This is a genomic window from Roseovarius sp. D22-M7 (assembly GCF_037083785.1).
Taxonomy (GTDB): Bacteria; Pseudomonadota; Alphaproteobacteria; order Rhodobacterales; family Rhodobacteraceae; genus Roseovarius.
In genome coordinates this window covers 19159-40913 of the sequence record NZ_JBAPKY010000033.1, presented here as the reverse complement: position 1 = coordinate 40913, position 21755 = coordinate 19159, and the positions used below count along the sequence as shown (strand labels likewise).

Annotated in this window: 19 protein-coding genes; 11 read left to right on the top strand and 8 right to left on the bottom strand. The window is 66.7% G+C overall.

From position 1 onward, the window contains the following. Positions 1–35 precede the first annotated feature (35 nt). Genes V8324_RS14455 through V8324_RS14425 form a run of 7 tightly spaced genes read left to right on the top strand, consistent with a single transcriptional unit; the run spans position 36 to position 7112 of the window. The gene (locus V8324_RS14455; RefSeq protein ID WP_336420635.1) at positions 36–1178 is read left to right on the top strand and encodes an extracellular solute-binding protein; all 1143 of its coding nucleotides are present in this window, start codon (positions 36–38) and stop codon (positions 1176–1178) included. 60 nt (positions 1179–1238) lie between these two features. Further along, a complete protein-coding gene (locus V8324_RS14450; protein WP_336420634.1) occupies positions 1239–2309 on the top strand; it encodes an ABC transporter ATP-binding protein in 1071 nt (356 codons plus the stop codon). Positions 2310–2313: 4 nt separating this feature from the next. Next, positions 2314–3666, top strand: a complete 1353-nt coding sequence (locus V8324_RS14445; RefSeq protein ID WP_336420633.1) for an aminotransferase family protein — start codon at positions 2314–2316, stop codon at positions 3664–3666. Then, positions 3666–4592 carry a 3-keto-5-aminohexanoate cleavage protein gene (locus V8324_RS14440; protein ID WP_336420632.1) on the top strand — a complete coding sequence of 309 codons (927 nt, stop codon included), beginning with the start codon at positions 3666–3668 and terminating at the stop codon, positions 4590–4592. Before V8324_RS14445 ends, V8324_RS14440 begins: the two co-directional genes overlap by 1 nt. 29 nt (positions 4593–4621) lie before the next feature. Beyond that, complete coding sequence (locus tag V8324_RS14435) at positions 4622–5650, top strand: histone deacetylase family protein (RefSeq protein ID WP_336420631.1); 1029 nt, start codon at positions 4622–4624, stop codon at positions 5648–5650. Further along, positions 5647–6741 carry an NAD(P)/FAD-dependent oxidoreductase gene (locus V8324_RS14430; protein ID WP_336420630.1) on the top strand — a complete coding sequence of 365 codons (1095 nt, stop codon included), beginning with the start codon at positions 5647–5649 and terminating at the stop codon, positions 6739–6741. The genes V8324_RS14435 and V8324_RS14430 overlap by 4 nt, the downstream gene beginning before the upstream one ends. Positions 6742–6761: 20 nt before the next feature. After that, a complete protein-coding gene (locus V8324_RS14425) occupies positions 6762–7112 on the top strand; it encodes a RidA family protein (RefSeq protein WP_336420629.1) in 351 nt (116 codons plus the stop codon). Positions 7113–7127: 15 nt separating this feature from the next. On the opposite strand, the gene mepA is transcribed toward V8324_RS14425, so the two are convergent. From mepA to V8324_RS14410, 3 genes are read right to left on the bottom strand one after another with little or no spacing between them, the layout of a single operon-like run. Next, positions 7128–8054: a penicillin-insensitive murein endopeptidase gene (gene mepA, locus V8324_RS14420; RefSeq protein WP_336420628.1), complete on the bottom strand. Its 927-nt coding sequence runs from the start codon at positions 8052–8054 to the stop codon at positions 7128–7130. After that, on the bottom strand, positions 8039–9418 hold the full coding sequence (locus V8324_RS14415) for an MFS transporter (RefSeq protein WP_336420627.1): 1380 nt from the start codon (positions 9416–9418) through the stop codon (positions 8039–8041). The genes mepA and V8324_RS14415 overlap by 16 nt, the downstream gene beginning before the upstream one ends. A 55-nt stretch (positions 9419–9473) precedes the next feature. Next, complete coding sequence (locus tag V8324_RS14410; protein ID WP_336420626.1) at positions 9474–10019, bottom strand: acyl-CoA thioesterase; 546 nt, start codon at positions 10017–10019, stop codon at positions 9474–9476. Positions 10020–10160: 141 nt separating this feature from the next. On the opposite strand from V8324_RS14410, the gene V8324_RS14405 reads away from it, so the two are divergent. From V8324_RS14405 to yaaA, 3 genes are all read left to right on the top strand, one after another. Next, positions 10161–10448, top strand: coding sequence for a YggT family protein (locus V8324_RS14405; protein ID WP_336420625.1), 288 nt, complete (start codon positions 10161–10163; stop codon positions 10446–10448). Positions 10449–10527: 79 nt separating this feature from the next. Continuing rightward, positions 10528–12564 (top strand): DNA helicase RecQ, encoded by a 2037-nt coding sequence (gene recQ, locus V8324_RS14400; RefSeq protein ID WP_336420624.1) that lies wholly within the window; start codon positions 10528–10530, stop codon positions 12562–12564. A gap of 35 nt (positions 12565–12599) precedes the next feature. Then, a complete protein-coding gene (yaaA, locus tag V8324_RS14395; protein ID WP_336420623.1) occupies positions 12600–13361 on the top strand; it encodes a peroxide stress protein YaaA in 762 nt (253 codons plus the stop codon). Here yaaA and V8324_RS14390 read toward each other — a convergent pair. Beyond that, positions 13349–15523 carry a response regulator gene (locus V8324_RS14390; protein ID WP_336420622.1) on the bottom strand — a complete coding sequence of 725 codons (2175 nt, stop codon included), beginning with the start codon at positions 15521–15523 and terminating at the stop codon, positions 13349–13351. The genes yaaA and V8324_RS14390 overlap by 13 nt on opposite strands. A gap of 86 nt (positions 15524–15609) precedes the next feature. Further along, positions 15610–16785 (bottom strand): acetyl-CoA C-acyltransferase family protein, encoded by a 1176-nt coding sequence (locus V8324_RS14385; protein ID WP_336420621.1) that lies wholly within the window; start codon positions 16783–16785, stop codon positions 15610–15612. Between the two features lie 196 nt (positions 16786–16981). Between V8324_RS14385 and V8324_RS14380 the strand changes: the two genes are divergently transcribed. Then, positions 16982–18565, top strand: coding sequence for a hypothetical protein (locus V8324_RS14380; RefSeq protein WP_336420620.1), 1584 nt, complete (start codon positions 16982–16984; stop codon positions 18563–18565). Positions 18566–18626: 61 nt separating this feature from the next. Here V8324_RS14380 and V8324_RS14375 read toward each other — a convergent pair whose 3' ends face one another. The 3 genes from V8324_RS14375 to V8324_RS14365 all read right to left on the bottom strand — a co-directional run bounded on the left by V8324_RS14375 (position 18627) and on the right by V8324_RS14365 (position 21609). Beyond that, positions 18627–19346 carry a metallophosphoesterase family protein gene (locus V8324_RS14375; RefSeq protein WP_336420619.1) on the bottom strand — a complete coding sequence of 240 codons (720 nt, stop codon included), beginning with the start codon at positions 19344–19346 and terminating at the stop codon, positions 18627–18629. 330 nt (positions 19347–19676) lie between these two features. After that, on the bottom strand, positions 19677–20135 hold the full coding sequence (locus tag V8324_RS14370) for a DNA polymerase III subunit chi (RefSeq protein WP_336420618.1): 459 nt from the start codon (positions 20133–20135) through the stop codon (positions 19677–19679). Between the two features lie 4 nt (positions 20136–20139). Next, on the bottom strand, positions 20140–21609 hold the full coding sequence (locus V8324_RS14365) for a leucyl aminopeptidase (protein WP_336420617.1): 1470 nt from the start codon (positions 21607–21609) through the stop codon (positions 20140–20142). Positions 21610–21755: the final 146 nt, after the last annotated feature.

Here is a 21755-nt window from a genome sequence, read left to right as displayed (position 1 = left end):
GAACCGCCCCAACCCTCGACAAGGAGACATGACAGATGGATAACGGCAAAAGATACCAACGACTTCTGGAGCGCTACCAGAGCGGCGATCTTGACCGGCGCAACTTTCTCGGGCTGCTGGGGGCGGCCGGACTGGCCTACGGGGTGCAGACGCCCTTCGCCAAGTTCGCCCGCGCGCAGGACGTGCAGCAGGTCCGCTTCGACGGCTGGGGCGGCGTCGTGTCCGAGGCGTTCCGCGAACACGCGTTTGAGCCCTATACCGAGCAGACCGGCATCGAGGTGGTCGACGGCACCTTCTCGGGCGGCGACGAATATCTGGCACAGGTCCGCTCCAGCCAGCCGGGCGCGTATAATGTCGCGCATCTGTCGGGCGTCTTCGACTATGCCCGCTACGTGAATTTCGATCTGACGGTCGAGCTGAACCTCGACAACATCCCCAACATGTCGCTGGTCATGGACACCCTGACCGACGCCTATCGACGGGTGACGCCCGATTACCTGTCGGCGGTGCCCTACGATTACGGCACGACCGGTCTGGCCTACAATCGCAAGTACATCTCGGACGAGGAGATGAAGGAGAAAGGCGCGTCGATCCTGATCGACGAGGCCTACAAGGACAAGATCGGCGGCTGGTCCGACTGGCGCACCCGCATCTGGTACGGAGCGCTGCAGACCGGGCAGGACCCAAACAACATCGAGGACATGGAGGCCGTCTGGGACGCGATCCGCAGCCATCGCGACCTGGCGCTGAAATACTGGGCCTCGGGGGCCGAGTTGATGAGCCTTCTGGCCGAGGAGGAGATCCATGTCACCGAAGGCTGGTCGGGCCGCATCGCCGCCCTGCAGCAGGAGGGCCACGATATCGGCTATTACGACGCGCCCGGCAGTTTCGCGTGGCAGGAATGCCTGTTCGTCATCAAGGGCAGCCCGGTCGAGGCCTGCGAGGAGCTTCTGAACTTCATGCTGGCGCCCGAAACCTCGATCGCCGTGGCCGAGGGGCAGAACTACCCGCCGGCGCTCGACCCGACGAAGGTCGATCTGGGCGACGAGATCCCCGAGCTGCCCGCCTTCGACCCCACCGGCAAGCTGGATGCGCTGACCTTCGCCGATCCCAATTACTGGAACGGTAACGAGGCCGAGTGGTCGGAAACCTTCAGCCGCGTGCAGCGCGGGTACTGATCCGCGTCCCGTCCCGGCGCGCGCCGGGGCGGGGTCTTTTCCCCCGCCAGGAGACCGCCGATGAGCGCCGTCACCCTCAAAGACATCGTCAAGCGGTTCGGCACCCTGACTGCGGTGCACCGCACGACGCTGGAGATCCCCGAGGGCACCTTTCTCACGCTTCTGGGTCCGTCGGGCTGTGGCAAGACCACCAACCTGCGGATGATCGCCGGGCTTCTCGACCCGACCGAGGGCGAGATCCTGATCGGCGGACGCCGCGTCAACGATGTGCCGATCCACAAGCGCAACCTTGGGCTGGTCTTTCAGAACTACGCGCTTTTCCCGCACAAGACGGTGGCCGAGAACGTGGCCTTCGGCCTGAAATACCGCGACATTCCGAAATCTGAGATCCCCGGAAAGGTACAAGCCGCGCTCGATTTGGTACAGCTTCCGCAGATGGGCGACCGCTACCCCAAGGAACTTTCGGGCGGTCAGCAGCAGCGCATCGCACTGGCCCGCGCCATCGTCATCGAGCCGGACGTGCTGCTGCTGGACGAGCCGCTTTCGGCGCTCGACGCCAACCTGCGGGAAGACATGCGGGTGGAGTTGAAGCGCATCCAGGAACGCATCGGCGTGACCACCATCTTCGTCACCCACGACCAGTCCGAGGCGCTTGCGATGTCGGATCTGATCGTGGTGATGTCCGAAGGCCGGGTCGAACAGGTCGGCGCCCCCGAGGAGGTCTATAATACCCCCGCGTCGGAATTCGTGGCGAATTTCCTGGGCGCGTCCAACATCCTGAACGCCGCCTGCACCGACTACGCCGAGGCCGTGATGCTGGAAGAGCCGACCTTCGGGCGTCTGCAAGTGCCCGCCGCCAAGGCCCCGAACCTCAAGGGCACCGGCAAGGCGAAACTTGTCCTGCGCGCCGAAAAGCTGATCCTGTCGCGGGACCCCGCCCCCGAGGGCGTGATCTCGGTCCCCGCCAAGGTCGAGACCGTGGACTACCAGGGCCAGGCGGTGCGGTACTTCGTGCGCGCCGGCGAGACGCAGTTGCAGGCCATCAACATGATCGACGAGCGCCCGTTCGAGCAGGGAAGCGAGGTGCATCTGCACCTGCGCCCACAGGATTGCGCGGCACTGCCGGGATAGGACCATGACCAGACCCCCCTCGCATCTTTTCTACCAGGGCCGCGACCGCAAGCCCGTCCTCGACCAGGCGCGCGGCGTCTACATGTGGGACGTGGACGGGCGGCGCTATCTCGACGGATCGAGCGGCGCGATGGTCTGCAATATCGGCCATTCCAACGAGAACGTCCTCGAGGCGATGCGCCGGCAGATGGAGAGATCCACCTTCGGCTACCGCCTGCATTTCGAGACCGAGGCGTCGGAAAAACTGGCTGCCAAGACAGCCACGCTTTGCCCCGAGGGGTTGAACCGCGTGTTCTTCGTGTCGGGCGGGTCCGAGGCGGTGGAATCGGCGATGAAGCTGGCCCGCCAATATGCGTTGGCGCAGGGCGAGGGCAGTCGCTGGAAGATCATCAGCCGCGCGCCGTCCTATCACGGATGCACCCTCGGGGCCTTGGCCATCACGTCCTACGCGCCGCTGACCGAGCCCTTCGCGCCGATGATGCAGGCCATGCCCAAGGTGCCAGCCCCGCGCGCCTATCTCGACGGGCTGGACCCCGAGGACGAGGCGACGGGCCATCACTACGCCGACATGCTCGAGGCGCAGATCCTCGCCGAGGGCCCCGACAGCGTGCTCGCCTTCATCGTCGAGCCGGTCGGCGGCGCGTCGACCGGCGCGCTGGTGCCGCCCCGGGGCTACATGGAACGCGTGCAGGAAATCTGCCGCAGATACGGCGTGCTGCTGATCCTCGACGAGGTGATGACCGGGGCGGGTCGGACGGGAAAATTCCTCGCCTCCGAGCATTGGGATCTGGAGCCGGACATCCTTGTGCTGTCCAAGGGCTTTGCCGCCGGCTACGTGCCGCTTGGCGCGATGGTGGCGCACGGGCGGCTGGTCGAGGCGGTGCTGGACGCGGGCGGGTTCGCACATGGCTTTACCTATGCCGGCAACCCGCTGGCCTGCGCCGCCGGTCTTGCCGTCATCGACGAGATCGAGCGGCAGGACCTGGTGGGCAATGCCGCGCGCATCGGGCCGCTGCTGCAAGAGCGTCTGCACGGCCTCCTGCAGCGCCACGCCATCATCGGCGACGTGCGCGGAATGGGCCTTTTGACGGCGTTCGAGTTCATGGCGGATCGCGAGACCAAGGCGCCGCTGCCGGCGCGGCTGAACGCGCATCAACGCTTCGTCGAGATCGCCTACGACAAGGGCCTGATCGTCTATTCACGGCGCACCCGCGACGGGGTCGAGGGCGATCACGTGATCGTCGCCCCGCCGCTGATCGTGACCGAGCGGCACCTTGACGAGATCACCGACATGCTGGACGCCTCGCTGACCGAGTTCATCGCCGAAATCCGCCCCGCACTCAACGGGGCGGTGTAATGCGCGAGATCCTCATTACCTGCGCGCTCACCGGCTCTATCCACACGCCGTCGATGTCGCCGCATCTGCCGGTCACCGCCGACGAAATCGCCTGCGCCGGCATGGAGGCGGCCGAGGCGGGTGCGGCGATCCTTCACCTGCATGCCCGCGATCCCGAAACCGGCCGGCCTTCGGCGGACCCTGCGCATTTCCGCGCCTTCCTGCCACGGCTGAAAGAGGGCTGCGACGCGGTGCTGAACCTGTCCACCGGCGGCAGCGCGGTGATGAGCCTCGATGACCGCCTCGCGGCCGCGAAAGAGGCCGCGCCCGAGATGGCGTCCCTGAACATGGGCACGATGAATTTCGCGCTCTACCCGATGGCCGCGCGCATCACCGAGTGGCGGCACGACTGGGAAAAGCCGTTTCTTGAAGGCTCCGACGATCTGGTCTTCAAGAACACCCCCCGCGACATCGCCCGCATCCTGACCGAGCTGGGCCAGCAGCGCGGCGCCCGGTTCGAGTTCGAGTGCTACGATCTGAGCCACCTCACCATGCTGCGCCATTTCGCCGACCGGGCGCTGGTCAAGCCGCCCTATTTCATCCAGTTCGTCTTTGGCGTATTGGGCGGCATGGGGCCGGACCCCGAGAATCTGACGCACATGCTGCGCATCGCCGACAAGCTGTTCGGCACGGATTACATGTTCTCGGTACTGGCCGCGGGCCGCCACCAGATGCCGATGGCGGCGCAGGCAGCGGCCATGGGCGGGCATGTGCGCGTCGGGCTCGAAGACAGCCTGACGATCTCGCGCGGCACCCTCGCGCGGTCCAACGCCGAGCAGGTCGCCAAGGTCCGCACCATCGTCGAGGCCCTGGGTCGCGAGGTCGCCGGCCCGGATCGCGCCCGCGCGATGCTGGGGTTGAAAGGGGCGGAGGCGACGGCGATCTGAGACCGCATCGCCCAAGGCAGGAGGAAGTGATGAAAGCCGTGTTCGACAGCCGCCAATGGCACCACGAGCCGCAATATTTCATGGCCAACGGCGTGGTCAAACCAAGCCCGGAACAGGCCGAACGCATCGCGCGCCTGACCGACGGGGCCAAGGAAGCGGGCTGTGACCTCATTGCGCCGCAGGACGCGGGTCTCGGGCCGATTGCCGCCGTGCACACCCCGGAATACGTGACCTTCCTGCGCAACATCTACACACGCTGGCAGCGCATCGATGGCGGCGGCGAGGAAGTGATCCCCAACATCCACCCCGCCAATCGCAGCGACGGCTACCCCAAATCCGCGGTCGGGCAGGCCGGCTATCATCAGGCCGACACCGCCTGTCCCATCGGCGCACATACCTGGGAGGCGGCCTATTGGGGCGCGCAAAGTGCCGTCACCGCGGCCGACCTGGTGGCCGGCGGCGACCGCGCCGCCTATGCGCTGTGCCGTCCGCCGGGGCATCACGCGTTCGCCGATCTCGCGGGCGGGTTCTGCTTTCTAAACAACGCCGCCATCGCGGCGCAGCGGTTGCAAGGGCTGTGCCTGCGGGTGGCGATCCTCGACGTGGACGTGCATCATGGCAACGGCACGCAGGGCATCTTCTACGACCGCGCCGACGTGCTGACGGTTTCTGTGCATGCCGATCCAGCCCGGTTCTACCCGTTCTTCTGGGGTCATGCCGACGAGCGCGGCACGGGGCGGGGGATCGGGTGCAACCTGAACCTGCCGCTGCCGCGCGGCACCGGTGACGACACCTATTTGCGCACTCTTGACCGCGGGCTCGAGCGGATCGAGGCGTTCGGGGCCGACACGCTGGTGGTCGCGCTTGGCCTCGATGCCTACGAGGGCGATCCCTTCCAGGGTCTCGCCATCACCACGCCGGGGTTTTCGCGCATCGGAGCGGCGATCGCGGGCCTCGGGCTGCCGACGCTGTTCGTGCAGGAGGGCGGGTACCTGTGCCAGGAACTGGGCCAGAACCTGACCGCCGTGCTGACCGGCTTTGAAGAGGCGGCGACGTGACCGATATCCTCGTGATCGGGGGCGGCATCGCCGGGATCAGCGCCGCGGCGGAATGCGCCCGTGCGGGGGCGGACGTGACCGTGCTCGAGACCGAACGCCAGATCGGCTACCACGCGACCGGCCGTTCGGCCGCGATCTTCATCCGCAATTACGGCAATGCCACGCTGCGGGCCTTGAACGCCGTGGCCGAGCCGATCTTCAAGTCCCCCGGCGAGATCAGCGACGCCCCGATTCTCAGCCCCCGTGGCGAGCTGATGATCGCCTCCGAGGCAGAATTGCCGGTGCTCGACGCCTATCTCGACGGGGCTGTGGGGGTCGAGCGGCTGACCGGGCGTGAGGCCGCCGAGATCGTGCCGATCTTGAGGCCGGATAGCATCGCGGGCGCGCTGATCGAACGCGATGCGCGCGGCATCGACGTCGAACGGATGTTGCAGGGCTATGCGCGGCTGCTGCGCGCTAGGGGCGGTCGGATCGTGACCGGCGCCGGCGCCACCGCGATTGCGCGCGAAGCGGGGCAATGGCGGGTCGAGACGGCGCAGGGCACCCACGCCGCGCCCATTCTTGTCAACGCCACCGGCGCCTGGGCCGACGAGGTGGCGTCGCTTGCGGGCCTGCCGCGCATCGGCTTGCAGCCCTGCCGCCGGTCCGCCGCGATCATCCCTGCGCCCGCGGGGAACGACATCGAGCATTGGCCGATCTTCGGCTCCATCGCCGAGACGTGGTATGCCAAGCCAGAGGCGGGCAAGCTGATGGTCTCGCCCGCCGACGAGGATCCCGTGGATCCGCATGATGCCTGGCCCGAGGACATGGTGCTGGCCGAAGGCCTTGACCGGTTCGAGCAGGCGGTCACGATGCAGGTCACGCGGGTCGAGCATAGCTGGGCCGGCCTGCGCACATTCGCGCCCGACCGCACGCCCGTCGCCGGATTCGATCCCCGCGCCGAGGGGTTCTTCTGGTTGGCCGGACAGGGCGGGTACGGTGTGCAGACCGCGCCGGCGCTGTCGCGGGTTGCCGCCGCACTGATCACCGGCGGCACCGTGCCGATAGACGCCGCCACGCGCGCGGCGCTTGCCCCCGACCGATTTTCCTGACCCAACCGAAAGGCCGTCCCATGCCCGAGATCGCCCGCCAGAAGACCGGCCCACGCATGAGCCAGATCGTCACCCATGACGGCACCGTCTACCTCGCCGGTCAGGTCGGCACGCCCGGCGACGGCGTGGCGGACCAGACGCGCGCCTGCCTCGAAAAGGTCGAGGCGCTGCTCGCCGAGGCCGGAACGGACAGCAGCCGTATCCTGCAATGCGTGATCTGGCTGGCCGACATGGCCGATTTCGCCGAGATGAACGCGGTCTGGGACGACTGGGTGCCCGAGGGTCACGCCCCGGCGCGGGCCTGCGGCGAGGCGAAGCTGGCAACGCCCGAATACAAGGTCGAACTGATCGTGACCGCCGCCTTACCTTAAGCGTTCCAGCCGGCCTCAGTCGGACTGAAGCACGGCGAGGCACTGGCGCGGCAGGTCTTCCATCGTCAACTCGCGCCGCGGTTTGGGCGGTGGCGCGTCCGGATCGGGCGGCGGCGGGTTCAGTATATTGCGCACCCATTGCTGCGCCTCGGCGCAGCCATCGCCGGGCGGGGGTGCCGCCTGCGGTTCGCAGCCCGCCGCCCCGTCGGGGCAATTCAGCCGCACGTGGAAGTGGTAGTGATGCCCCCACCACGGCCGGACCTTGCGCAACCATGCGCGGTCGCCGGTCTCGTCGTTACACATCCGTACCTTGGCGCCGGGAAAGATGAAGATCCGCGCGGTGCGCGGGTCTTGGGCCGCGGCCTCGACGATCTCGTGATGCGCGCGGGTCCAGTTGCCGTTGGTATAGGCCCCGCCTGCACGCCGCATCGATATCGAGGAGATGTTCTCACGCGCCGCGCGGCTGAGCGTCAGATCATCCGCGGGCCGCAGCCAGATATCGGCATCCATCCCGCTTTGATGGCTGCGGTGTCCCGTCAGCATCGGCCCGCCGCGCGGCTGGCTGATATCGCCGACATATAGCCCGTTCCAGCCCGGTTGCGTGGCGGCGACCCGCGACAGCCTTTGCACGAAATCGATGGTCTCGGGATGGCCCCAGTTGCGGTTCCGGCTGAGGCGCATGGCCTGCCATGTCGGCCCGGTCTCGGGCAGGGCCGTACCGCCGGCGAGGCACCCCTTGGCATAGCCGCCATGCACGTCCGCTCGCTGCAGCGAAGCCTGCTGCTTTGCCCCGAAAATCTGCTTGGCCTGGACGCCCTGCATCTCGGCGGGGATGTCACGGCTCGACAGGGTGCCGGGCGGCTCGGCGGTCTGGGGATCGGGGGCGCTCTGGCAGGCCGCGAGGCCGAGCAACAGCGCGCCGGTGGTCAGGATACGGCCCATGTTTCTTGATCCCCTTCTGGTTGCACCCAGTGTAGCAGCACCAGACCGATCACGAAAAGCAAAATCACCGGCGACACGCCAAGTCGTGCGCTGCCGGTCAGCGCGGTCACCAACCCGATAAGCCCCGGGGCCAGAAACGCGGTGGCCCGACCCGACAGGCCGTAAAGGCCGAAATTCTCGGTCGGGGCCGCGGGATCGGTGTGGCGTGCCATCATCGTGCGGCTCGCGGCCTGAAGCGTGCCGCCAAGCCCGCCGATCAGCACGCCGCAGCCGAAGAACACCACGTCCGGCACCATCGAGCCCTCGGGCAAGGGCACGCCGAAGATCTGGCTGCGATCCATGCCGACCACCGTCACGCAGACCGCGATCAGCCCCCAGATCGCGGCTAGGATCACCGGCTTTGGCCCGAGCCGCTTGTCGACCTTGCCGCCCACCCAGGAAAACACCGCCGCCGAAATCGCGCCAACGATGCCGAAGATGCCGACGGAGGTGATCGACCAGTTGAGCACGAGGATCGCATAGGTGCCGCCGAACCCGTAGAGGCCGTTGAGTGCGTCACGGTAGAACATCGACGAGCCGAGATAGGTGCTGAGGCTCAGCCGGTGGCGCAGGCCCTTGATCGTGCGGGTCAGAAGCCCGAGCGCGTCCCGGATGCCGCGCCCCTGCCGGGCGGGGCAGGTGTCGCGCACCCATGCGAAATAGGGGATCATGAAGACCGCGAACCAAAGCGCGGTGAACGGGCCGACGAAGCGCGTGCCCTCGCGCGCTTCCGGGTCGAGGCCGAAGGCCGGGTCGAGCCCCAGCAGGGTCTTGCCGCTGGACTGTTCGACGAAAAACACCAGCATGATGACCAGCGACAGCACCCCGCCCGCATAGCCGAAGGCGAAGCCCGAGCCCGAGAGATCGCCGATCTCCTGCGGAGAGCCGAGCGACGGCAGTTGCGAATTGATGAAGATCAGCGCGTATTCCGCGCCGATGAAGCCGATCCCGAAGGCGACAAGCCCAAACCACAGGTTGGACCCATCCGGCAGCATCCACCAGATCGCCCCGGCCCCGGCCACGTACATCAGGGAAAACAGCACGATCCACGGCAGGCGCTTGCCGGTGGTATCCGCGATGGCACCGATGATCGGTGCGCCGAAGCCGATGATCAGCCCGGTCACCGTCAGGCACCATGACCACATGGTTTGGGCGCGGGCATCGGCGGCGTCCTCGCCCAGGCCGGTGGTCATGAAGTAGTCCGACGCGACCGAGGCGAAGTAGGGCCCGAAGACGAAGGTGATCAGAAGGGTATGATAGGGCTGGCTGGCCCAGTCGAAGAAGAACCAGCCCCAAATGCGTTTGCGCGGTGAAATGCCGGTCATGCCTGCCCCTTAGGTCCTCGGGCCGATATGACCGCGCCATGTCCGGGCGCGCAACCTATTCCTGCATATCCTGCATCGGGGGCCAGGGGCGGCTGGCCTCGGCAGCGATCCAGGCGCCCACCCAGTCGGGCTGCGCGGGGCGGTCGGTCCTTGCGTCGAATTCCGCGATGACGGTCTCGGGCGGGATGATCCCCGTCTTGCCGGTGACGGCGGTGCGATAGAGGATGTGATTGGCGCAATGTCCGTCCTGCGACCACATTGATTGCTCGATATAGACGAACTTGTCGTCCCACCAGACCATGCGCGAGCGCATCTCGATCCGCTCGAACACGCGGATCCGTCGGCGATAGCGCACGCTGGCACCCGCGATGGTCAGTCCCCAGCGTTTGCGCTTGAGCACGGCGATCAGCCCGGCGCGGCCCGCCAGCGGGATCCGCCCGAGGTCGTAAAGCGTCAGCGTGCGCCCGTTATTGAGCTCGCGCCACAGGTCGATATCCCATGGCAGGCAATAGTGATGCGACACATGTGTGCCTGTCACCGGCAGGGGCGGCGACTTGCGGTGTTTGTGCATCTGCCAGATCAGGCGCAGAAAGGGATACATGGGTGCGCTCCTCGTCGCTGCGCCTTGGCACTGGCGGGCCGGACGGTCAACCGCGACCGCGCGTCAGACTTGCGCTTTCACGCAGGCTCGCTTAGGGCGTGGGCGCGCGAGATCAAAGGACCGTCGAAAGGACAAACGCCCATGCAATCGCTTTACCAGATCCTGATGCTGCTGCTCGATATCGTCTGGTTCTTCATCATCGCGCATGTGATCATGTCCTGGCTCATCAATTTCCAGGTTCTCAACCTGCGCCAGCAATTCGTCGCGCAGATCTGGTACGCCCTCAACCGTTTGCTGGAGCCGATCTATGCGCCGATCCGCAGCGTCCTTCCCAACATGTCGGGCATCGACCTGTCGCCGCTGGTGGCGCTGGTGGGCGTCTACGCGCTGCGCATCATCCTGATCAACAACGCGGCGGTGTTTTACTGAACACGGCTATTGCCCCCCGAATTCTGGTGTGAAAGAGTGCCAGTGATAGCACATATGGTATAAACACACAGGTCCGCCCATGTCGAGCGCCGCAACGCTTCTGCGCGATGTCTTCGGTTTCGACGCGTTTCGCCCCGGGCAGGAAGAGATCGTGCACACCGTCGCCACCGGCTGCAACACGCTGGCGATCATGCCGACGGGGGGCGGCAAGTCGCTGTGCTTCCAGCTGCCGGCGCTGATCCGCGACGGCGTGACGGTGGTGATATCGCCGCTCATCGCGCTGATGCGCGACCAGGTGCGCGCGCTGAGGGCCGCCGGGGTCGAGGCCGGCGCGCTGACCTCGGGCAATACCGACGAGGAGACCGCGGAGGTCTGGCAAAAGCTCGAGGCCGGACAACTGCGCCTGCTCTATATCGCGCCCGAACGACTGGCGGCGGGATCGGCCATCGGCATGCTGCGTCGGATCGGCGTGGGGCTGATCGCCGTGGACGAGGCGCATTGTGTCAGCCAGTGGGGGCACGATTTCCGGCCCGACTACCTGCGGATCGGAGAGCTACGGCGCGCATTGGGCGTGCCGCTGGCCGCCTTCACCGCCACCGCCGACGCCGAGACCCGCGACGAGATCGTCGCGAAACTGTTCGACGGCCAGCCGCCGCAGATCTTCCTGCACGGATTCGACCGGCCCAACATACACTTGTCGTTTCAGCCCAAGGACGGGCCGCGCCGCCAGATCATGGACTTCGCCGACGCCCGCAAGGGGCAGTCGGGCATCGTCTATTGCGGCACCCGCGCGCGGACCGAAAGCCTCGCGCAGGCGCTTGGCGAGGCGGGGCACGCCGCCTGTGCCTATCACGGCGGGATGGAGGCCGACCGGCGCCGCCATGTAGAACAGCGCTTCAACACCGAGGACGGGCTGATCGTCGTGGCGACGGTGGCCTTCGGGATGGGCGTGGACAAGCCGGACATCCGGTGGGTCGCGCATGCCGATCTACCGAAATCCATCGAGGCGTATTACCAGGAGATCGGGCGCGCCGGCCGCGACGGGGCCCCGGCCGAGACGCTGACGCTGTTCGGCCCCGACGATATCCGCCTGCGCCGGTCGCAGATCGACGAGGGGCTCGCGCCCGCCGAGCGGCGGATGGCCGATCACGGGCGGCTCAACGCCCTTCTGGGGCTGGCCGAGGCGCTGAGCTGTCGCCGGGTGGCGCTGCTGCGCTATTTCGGCGAAGAGGCGGCGCCTTGCGGGCATTGCGACCTTTGCGAGACCCCGCCCGAGACATTCGACGGCACCGCGGCGGTGCGCAAGGCGTTGTCGGCGATCCTGCGCACCGAGGAACGCTTCGGCGCCGGGCACCTGATTGACATCCTGATCGGCAACGCCACCGAGAAGGTCACCGCGCGCCGGCACGACCGTCTGCCCACCTTCGGCGTGGGGCGCGACATCGACAAGCGCGGTTGGCAGGCGGTGTTTCGCCAGATGATGGGGCATGACCTCGTGCGCCCGGATCCCGAGCGGCACGGCGCGCTGGTGATGACCGAGGCCGCGCGCCCGATCCTGCGCGCCGAAGAGGAGATCACCCTGCGCCGCGAGACAGCGCCCCGCGCGCCGCGCCCGGCGGTCAAGGCGCTCGTGTCGGACGAGGATGCGCCGCTTCTGTCGGCACTCAAGGCCAAGCGCCGGGCGCTGGCCGAGGCCGCGGGCGTGCCCGCCTATATCGTCTTCAACGACCGGACGCTCATCGAGATGGCCGAGACGCGGCCTGCGGGTCTCGACCAGATGGCGCGGATCGGCGGGGTGGGGGCGACGAAACTTGAACGCTACGGCGCCGAGTTCCTGTCGGTGATCAACGGCGCGGTCGAGGAGGTGCACCCCACCCGCCGCAAGCTGGCCGGCCAGGCCTCTGGCGAAGTCTATGACCAACTGATTGAAGTGCAGGCGCGGCTGGCGCGTGGCCCCGACGGCATCGACAAACCGCTGAGCTGTTCGGCCTCGGCCCTTGCCAAGGTGGCGCGGCACAGGCCGCGCGACAGCCAGGAGCTTGCCCGCCTCATCGGCGAGAAATATGCAGAGCGCTTTGGCCCGGCCTTTCTGGACGTCCTGCGCATGGCGGATTAAATCCCAGCGAATAGTCATTGCAAAGGAATGTCCGCATGCTGGTTGTCGTCTCGCCCGCAAAGAAGCTCGACATGACCCCCGTCCCCGGGATCACCCCGACGCGGCCCGCCTTCCACGCGCAGGCCGAGGAACTGGCATCGGTGGCGCGCGGGCTGAGCGTTGGCGATTTGCAGGACCTGATGAAGATCAGCGAGCCGCTGGCCCGGCTCAACGCCGACCGGTTTGCCGATTTCGGCACGATGGAGGCCAAGCCCGCCGCGCTCGCCTTTGCGGGCGACACGTACCAGGGGCTGGAAGCCAACAGTCTCGACTCGGATGAAATGTCCTGGGCGCAGGATCATTTCCGTATCCTGTCCGGGCTTTACGGCCTGCTGCGCCCGCTCGATGCGATCGAGCCTTACCGGCTGGAGATGGGCAGCCGTCTGAAAACCGAGCATGGCAAGACGCTTTACGCGTATTGGGGCGACACGATTGCCAAGGCGCTCAGCGCGCAGGCGGCCGAGATCGGCGCCGACACGCTGGTCAATTGCGCCAGCCAGGAATATTTCGGCGCCGTGGACCAAGACGCGTTGAACTTGCGGGTGATCACGCCCGTCTTCATGGAAGAAAAGGCCGGCACGCCGAAGGTCGTCAGCTTTTACGCCAAGAAAGCGCGCGGGGCGATGGCCCGCTTCGTGATCCAGAACCGGCTGACACATCCAGAAACGCTGAAGGAGTTCGACATGGGCGGGTATCGCTACAACGATGAGATGTCGGAGCGCGACAAACCGGTCTTCCTGCGCGCCTACCCGGCCTGAGCCCCGTCCATGTCGGCGACGGGCGGACGCGTGCAGGCGGGGCGGGCCTCGGTGATATGTGCTGTGATCGCCTCCTTGCGCAGCGGTTTCGTCAGGTAGTGGTCGAGACCGGCGGCGAGGATCTCGGCATCGTCGCCCTGCATGGCATGCGCCGTCATGGCGACGATCGGCACATGCGCTCCGGTTGCCGCCTCGATCTCTCGAATGGCGGTGGCGGCCTGTTTTCCGTCCATTTCGGGCATGGAGATGTCCATGAAGATCACATCGGGATCGAAGCTTTGGAAAAGCTCGACGGCTTCGCGGCCATTCTCGGCGAATTTCAGGTCGATATCCAGCGTCTTGACCATCTTGGAAAAGACCAGCCGGTTGGTCTTGTTGTCCTCGGCGGCCAGCACCCGCATCACCCGCGCCTGGGCGGGCGGCGCGCTGTCCTCGGCCCGTGGTGCGATGGAACACAGCGCGTCGATCAGGGCGCGGCGTGGTGCGGGCTTGTGCAGGACGGCGTGCAGGTAGGCGCGGCCCGGGTCCTGCTCGGCATGGCCGGTGTTGCGGCTGAAGAGGATCACGGGCGTCGCGTGACCGGCCTCACGCAGCGCCGCGGCCAGCTCGATCCCGTCCATTTCGGCCATGTTGTGCTCGGCAAGGATCGCGTCAATGCCGGCATCGACGAGGTGGAGCGCCTCTGCCGCGCTGCCGCACCCGGTGGTGTCCACACGCAGCGCCGATAGCTGGCGCGAGAGGATGCTGCGGCTGGCCTCCTGCGGATCGACGATCAGAACGCGGCGCAGCCCGGCGGGCAGCCACGGTTCCCGCGCCGCGCCGTCCTCCGACACCGGCAGGGTCATCGAGAAGCCGAAGGTCGATCCCTTGCCCGGCACCGACTCGACCCAGATGTCGCCCTGCATCATGCGCACCAGCTTTTCCGAGATCGCGAGACCCAGCCCGGTGCCCTCGAACTTGCGGTTGCGTTCGTCATCCACCTGATTGAACTCGCCGAAGATATGCTCGATCTTGTCGTCGGAGATGCCGATGCCGGTATCCTCGATACAGACATGCACGGTCGCGGTCGCGGTCTCGGGATGGGGCACGCCGGTGACGCGCACGAGGACATGCCCGGCCTCGGTGAATTTCAGCGCATTGCCCAGAAGGTTGGTCATGATCTGCCGGATGCGGCCCGGGTCGCCGATCAGCCCTGTGGGCAGGAAAAGGTCGTAATCCACCAGGATATCCAGCCCCTTGTCGCGCGCGGTGGCCTGCATCAGCGTCACCAGTTCGTGGATGCTGTGCTCGAGATCGAAAGGCGCGGCTTGCAGGACCAGCTTGTCGGCCTCGATCTTGGAATAATCGAGCACGTCGTTGATGATCTCCAGCAGCGCCTCGCCGGAATGCTTGATGGTCGAGGTGTAAAGCCGCTGTTCCTCTGTCAGGTCGCCGTCGAGCAACAGGTCCGCCATGCCGACGACGCCGTTCATCGGCGTGCGGATCTCGTGGCTCATGTTGGCGAGAAAGGTGGATTTCGCGCGATTGGCCATCTCGGCGCGGCGGCGGGCCTCTTTCAGGTCCTTCTCGTAGCGGATCGAGGCGGTGATGTTCTGCACGAGGCTGACGATGTCGCCGCCATGGCCGCGGCGATCGGTCAGCTTGATGTACTGGTCGTTCCACAGGCGCAGCACCTCCGGTTCCGGGTTGTCCTGCTGCCACCGGTCGATCATCCGCTCGCGCCATTCATGCGGCGCGAGGTCGCCGATATTGACGATGCCCTCCTCGGTCAGGATCTGCAGGATCTCGATATAGCTGACACCGGGCGTGACCGTCTCGACCCCGTCGAACACCGCCAGCCACGCGTCGTTCGCGGCGATCATCCGGCTTTCGGAATCGAAGAAGGCGAACCCGTCCTGGATCGTCTGGATCGAATGCCAGAGCCGCCGCTCGGCGATCTCGACCTTTTCATTGGCGACGCTGAGATCCGATTTGACGCGCATGTTCTCGTCGCGCACCGTCTGCACCTCGGCGCGGGTGTCGTGGATCTCGTTCGACAGCGCCCGCGCATGGTTGCCCAGCTTGCGGTTGGCGGCCTGTAATTCCGCCTTTTTCTGTTCCAGCAGCCGTTCGGCGGCCAACCTGGCGCGCCGTTCCTCCGCCAGCTTGTTGGCAAGCGTCATGCCCATCCTCCGACGTGCCGGACCGTGTGCGCCCCACAATCCGGCATCGTCGTGAAAAGGCCGTTAACGCGGGCCGAAAACCCGCGTCAGAGCGCCTCGAGCGCGATGGCGATGCCCTGGCCGCCGCCGATGCACATGGTCACGAGGGCGCGTTTGCCCCCTGTCCGCTCCAGCTCGTAAAGCGCCTTGACGGTCAGGATCGCGCCGGTGGCGCCGACCGGATGGCCGAGCGCGATGGCGCCGCCATTGGGGTTGACGCGGCCGGCATCGAGCCCCAGCCCCTTGTTGACCGCGAGCGCCTGCGCAGCGAACGCCTCGTTGGATTCCACCACGTCGAAATCCGAGGGGCTCAGCCCGGTCTTCTCCATCAGGGTCTGGACCGCGGGGATCGGGCCGATCCCCATCACCTCGGGGCGCACGCCGGAATGCGCGTAGCCGAGGATCCGCGCGCGGGGTTTCAGCCCCGCAGCCTCGGCCGCGTCGCCCCGCGCCAGCACCAGCGCCGCCGCGCCGTCGTTGATTCCGCTTGCATTTCCGGCAGTTACGCTGCCGTCCTTCTGGAAGGCGGGGCGCAGGCCGGCGAGGCCTTCGGCGGTCGTGGGCTTGGGGTGTTCGTCGGTGTCGAAGGCCACCATGTCGCGCTTCACGCGGACCTCGACGGGCACGATCTGCGACTTGAACCGCCCTTCCTCGATCGCCACGGCGGCGCGGCGCTGGCTTTCGAGCGCGAAGGCGTCCTGGTCGGTGCGGCTGATATCGTGTTCCTTGGCGACATTGTCGGCGGTCACGCCCATATGCCCCGATCCGAACGGACAGGTCAGCGTGCCCACCATCATGTCGAGCGTCTTGATGTCGCCCATCTTGGCGCCCCAGCGTTGATCGGGGATGATGAAGGGCGAGCGGCTCATGTTCTCGACACCGCCGGCGAGACCGAAATCGGCATCCCCCAGCATTAGGGATTGCACAATTGAAACAATGGCTTGCGCGCCCGATCCGCAGAGGCGGTTGACGTTCATCGCAGGCGCCGTGTCGGGGATGCCGGCCTCGATGGCCGAGACCCGGCTGACATACATGTCGCGCGGTTCGGTGTTGATGACATGGCCGTAGACCACATGCCCGATCTGCCCGCCCTCGACGCCCGAGCGTTTCATCGCCTCTTTCGCCACGGTCGCGCCAAGCTGGGTGGGCGGTGTTCCGGCAAGCTTGCCGCCGAAGGTGCCGATGGCGGTGCGGCAACCGTCGAGTATCACGATATCGGTCATGGGGTCCTCCTGTGAATCCTGTCGGGTCGAGCCTAGCGACTCGGCCCCGCGCTTGGCAACGATCATCGGCGGCCCTGCGTACGGGGTGTACGTTTTTCACCCCTGACGTGTACGCAAATCCGCGGCTTGCCACGGCGGCCCCGGGGTGGTTCCGTCGATCAGCCCCCAGACGCCCCTGTCGCGCGAGTGTAGTGCCATGACCATCCGGACCGATGCCGATATCCGAAGATTGCGTGAACAGGGCGACCTGACCAGCGCCGAGGAGACCCTGATCCAGACTTGCCGGGCAGGAAAGCTGACTTTTCTGGAGGATGGCGAGGTGCCCGATGGCCCGAGCGACACCCGCACCGTCCGCGCCGACCTGCTGCGCTATCTGATCACCGGAGGGTGCAGCGAGTGCCCGACGCAGGATGTGGGTGTTGATCTGTTCGGGGCCTATGTGACCGGCAGCCTTGATCTGAATTTCGCCACAGCCAAGGGCAGGACCGGGCTTTACGCCTGCCGGTTCGAGAACCGGATCGACGCGTGGCAAACGCGGTTCGAGTTACTGAACTTCAATCGCAGCCATCTGCCGGCGCTGACCGCGCAGGGCGCGAGAGTGACGGGTCATGTTTTTCTGCGAAAGGTCCAGGCCGACGGTGAAGTGAGCCTGTCCGGGGCCGTGATTGGCGGGCAGTTGGCCTGCGCGGGTGCGCGGTTTTCGAACGCGAAAGAGATTGCGCTCGAAATGCAGCGCGCGCAGGTGACGGGTGATGTTTTTCTGTGCGAGGTCGAGGCCGAGGGGGAGGTGAGTCTTGCCGGTACCAAGATTGGCGGGCAGTTGGTTTGCGAGGTCGCGCGGTTTTCGAATGCGAAAGGGCGTGCGATTAACGCGCAGAAAATGGAGGTAAAGGGAGGTTTTCTTTGGCGTGAGGTCACTTCCGTCAAGGGGATTGTGGATCTGAGTTCGGCGCGGGTGGCGGATCTGGTGGATGACGCGTCAAGCTGGGAGTTGGTGGATAGACTTCATCTCAATGGGTTACGCTATGAGCATATTCACGAGCCTCTGACCGCTACGATGCGACTTAAATGGTTAGCCAAGGATGCCGCAACGAAGGGTGAGTTTCGCCCGCAACCCTATGAGCAACTGGCGCAGGTCATGCAAAGCATGGGGCATACAAGCGATGCGCGGCGGGTGCGGTTGGAAAAGGAAATTCTGCTTGCGCGAGACTGGCGAAGACGCGCGATCGAGGAGCATGCGGATTTGCGCGCGCGGCGCGATGGGACGCCGAAACCGCCGGACCATCACGAGATACAAAACCGCCTGACGCGCATCTGGCTGGATCTGCGGATCATACCTCTCTGGCACGGTGCTTTGCGCTATATGGTCGGGTATGGCCATGCGCCGCAACGCGTCCTTGCATGGGCAGCGGTCACAATAGGCGTGATGTGGTCATTCTATCTCTGGGTCTGGAATTTCGGGGGAATGGTTCCGAATTCGGCTATTGTCCTGACCTCGCCGCAATGGGCGTCGGCACTGGCGGAAAACCCCGATTTTCCCGCATTGGCATGGATCGCGTCGGAGACTGGGCAGCATTACGAGACCTTCAGCGCTTTCGCCTACGCGGCGGACGTGTTCATTCCTTTGGTCGATTTGGGACAAGAAGCTGCGTGGACCGCGACCACGGCGACGGCGTGGGGCAGTCTGGCATGGGTGCTGTCGTGGTTTCTCAAGCTGTTCGGCTGGATCGTCACCGCCGTGGGCGCCGCTGCGATCACCGGGATCATCCGTCGGGAGTGAGAGATCGTCCGGTCGCACTGGACGATGACGAGGGGCGGGGGCGTGAAGTTCGGGGGCAGACTCAGGGGCAGAGGGGGGTGCGGCCGGCCTTGGACAAAAGCCAGCCATTGGTGCCCTCGAACACCGCGGGCCAGAGCGGGTGGCCGTAGCCGGCGCCTGCGTCGAGGTCGACGCGGTTGCCGAAATATTGCGGGAAGTCGAGCGCCGTGTGCCCGTGCACCACGAGCCATGGATGTGCGCCCTCGTAGTCGAGAAAGCCGTCGCGGATCCATTGGAGGTCCTCGGGCGTCTGGTCGTCGAGCGGCACGCCGGGGCGGATGCCGGCATGCACGAACAGCAGCGCCCCCACCTCGTGCCAGAGCGGCAGACCGGCGAGCCAGTCGCGATGCGCCTGTGGCACGGCGGCCTGCGCCGCGCGCCAGGCGGCGGCGTCGCGCGTCTCGGTCACGCCGTAGGAGGCCAGCGTTGCCGCCCCGCCCAGCCGGGGATCGAGCCACGACAGGCCGGACTTGATCTGCCGGAATTGCAGGCTGCCCGTGTCGAGGAAATCGAGAAACATCTGGTCGTGATTGCCGCGCAGGACGGTCCAGGGGTGGCCCTCTGCCTGGCCCTGCATGACACGCTCTATCACCGCGCGGCTGTCGGGGCCGCGATCCACGAGGTCGCCGAGAAAGACGATGCGGGCGTCGGGCCCGCCGTCGCGCGCCACCAGCGCGAGGGCCTGTTCGAGCTGGGCGGCCTGTCCGTGGATGTCGGGGATGGCGTAGATCGGGTCTGTCATGGGGCGGGTAAACCGTGGTGCGGGGGGAANTCGGGGATGGCGTAGATCGGGTCTGTCATGGGGCGGGTAAACCGTGGTGCGGGGGGAATGTCCAGAGGGGGGGGCGACAGGTGCGCCGAGGGGCGAGGCACCGTTCCCGCTGTTGCCCCGGCGCGGTACGCGGCGCGACGCGCCGCAGCGCCATCGCATGTCCGCCCCCCGGACAGGCGATTTTTCGACGTTGGCGGATCGATTGGGGCTATTGCGGGGTGGCGGGGATAAAGCGCGCTGTAAGCCCGTTGGCTCGCCTGCCCGCGGACATGCGATGGCGCGGTTAGGGCACGGGCCGTCTTACCTCTCGGCCTTCTTTTCCCATCGGCCCGACTCCTCGGACCAGTATTGCGCCGGGCAGCCGGCGCTGGTCAGCGCCTTCCACTGGCCGCGGGCCCGGTCCAGCGCCGTGGCGTCGTTGCCGTCGAAAAGGATGCAGACGCGGTTCATCTGCGTCACCTCCAACGCCGCGACCTCGGCGCCGTCGACGGCCATCACGCAGGTGGCGCCGTTGGGCAGGGCGGCGTCGGTGGTCAGCAGCACCGGCTGGTCGGTGTCATGCGGCCCGCCGGCGAGGCCGTGCGGCAGGAACGCGTCCTCGGGGCCCAGCCAGAGCTGCCGGTCGAGCCAGTCGAGGCGGTCGGGATCGGTGCCGCGCACCGCGACCCGCCAGCCCGCGCCGAGGGCCTTTTGCAACAGTTGCGGCAGCGTCACCTCGAGCGGGCGGCGGGTCAGGTGGTAGAAATAGGCGGCGCCCATGCCGTCACCCTTCGAGCATGTCCGCCACCAGACGGTTCAGCGTCATCACCCCCCAGCCCGAGGCGCCCTTGGGCGCATAGGTGGTTTCCGACTTGACGCTGGCGACGCCGGCGATGTCGAGATGCACCCATGGCATGTCGTCCTGGATGAAGCGGTGCAGGAATTCCGCCGCGGTGATGGTGCCCGCCGGGCGCCCGCCGGAGTTTTTCACGTCGGCGATGTCGCTTTTCATCATGTCGGCATAGGCCTTGCCCAGGGGCATCCGCCACAGCCCCTCGCCCTCGGCGTTCGCGGCCTTCAGCACCGCGTCGCAGAGCGTGTCGTCGGTGCTGAGCGCCGCGGCGTTCTCGTGCCCGAGCGCGACGATGGCGGCCCCGGTGAGGGTGGCGAGATCGATCACGCCGCGCGGCTTGTAGGTTTCCTGCGCGTACCAGAGGACATCGGCCAGAACCATGCGGCCCTCGGCATCGGTGTTGATCACCTCGATCGTGTCGCCCTTCATCGAGGTGACCACGTCGCCGGGCCGGGTCGCGCGGTCCGAGACCATGTTTTCCACCAGCCCGACAAGGCCCACCACGTTGGCCTTGGCCTGACGCCTTGCCAGCGTGCGCATGACACCGGCGACCACGCCCGCGCCGGCCATGTCCATGGTCATGTCTTCCATCCCCTGCGCGGGCTTGATGCTGATCCCGCCGGTGTCGAAGATCACGCCCTTGCCCACCAGCGCCAGCGGCGCGTCGCCGGCCTTGCCGCCCTGCCATTCCATCACCGCGAGCTTGGACGGGGTGGCGCTGCCGAGGCCCACGGAAAGCAGCGCGCCCATGCCGAGCTTTTCCATGTCCGACTCTTCGAGGATGGTGATCTTGAGGCCGAGATCCTTCATCGCCTCGATGCGGCTGGCGAATTCGGTGGTGGTCAGGTGATTGGCCGGCTCGCTGACCAGATCGCGGGTGAAGAACACGCCCTCGGCGACCATGAGGGCGGGGGCGGCGTCCGCCTCGACCTCGTCGGGCTTGGCGACCATGGCGGTGACGGCGCCCTTGGCCTTGGCCTCGGCCGTCTTGTGCACGCTGAACTCGTAGGCGCGCAGCACCGCGCCCAGCACCACCTCGACCGGGCGCTTGAGGCTGCCGCCGAGGATCAGCAGACCGGCCTCGCCGATCTTGCGGCCAAGCGCCACGCCGGCGCGGCGCGACTCGTCGACCGTGGCGCTGCGCGGCAGCACCACGATGTCGAGCGCGCGGGCGGTCATGCCCGCCGGCCAGTCGAGGGTCAGCACGTCGCCGGGCGATTTGCCGTCGAGCGTGTCGGCCTCGATCAGCCGCGCGAGCGCGCCCTTGGTCAGGCGGTTCACGCGCCGGCCGGCCGGATCGAGCTTGCCCTCGGGGGTGACGAAGACCGCGACGCGACCCTCGGCGCCGGCGATCGCGTCGAGATCGGTTTCGGTGAAGGCGGCGGAAACGGGCGTGGTCATCAAAGCGGTCCTCTTCATGTCGCTGCTGCGCATGACCTAGCGCGACCGGCCGCCGAACACCAGTTAGCAGTTTTCCCGCCCCGCCAATTCGTTTAGCCTCGCCTTCGACAGTGCCGTCAGGGAGGGTGAACGTGACCAGATTCGAC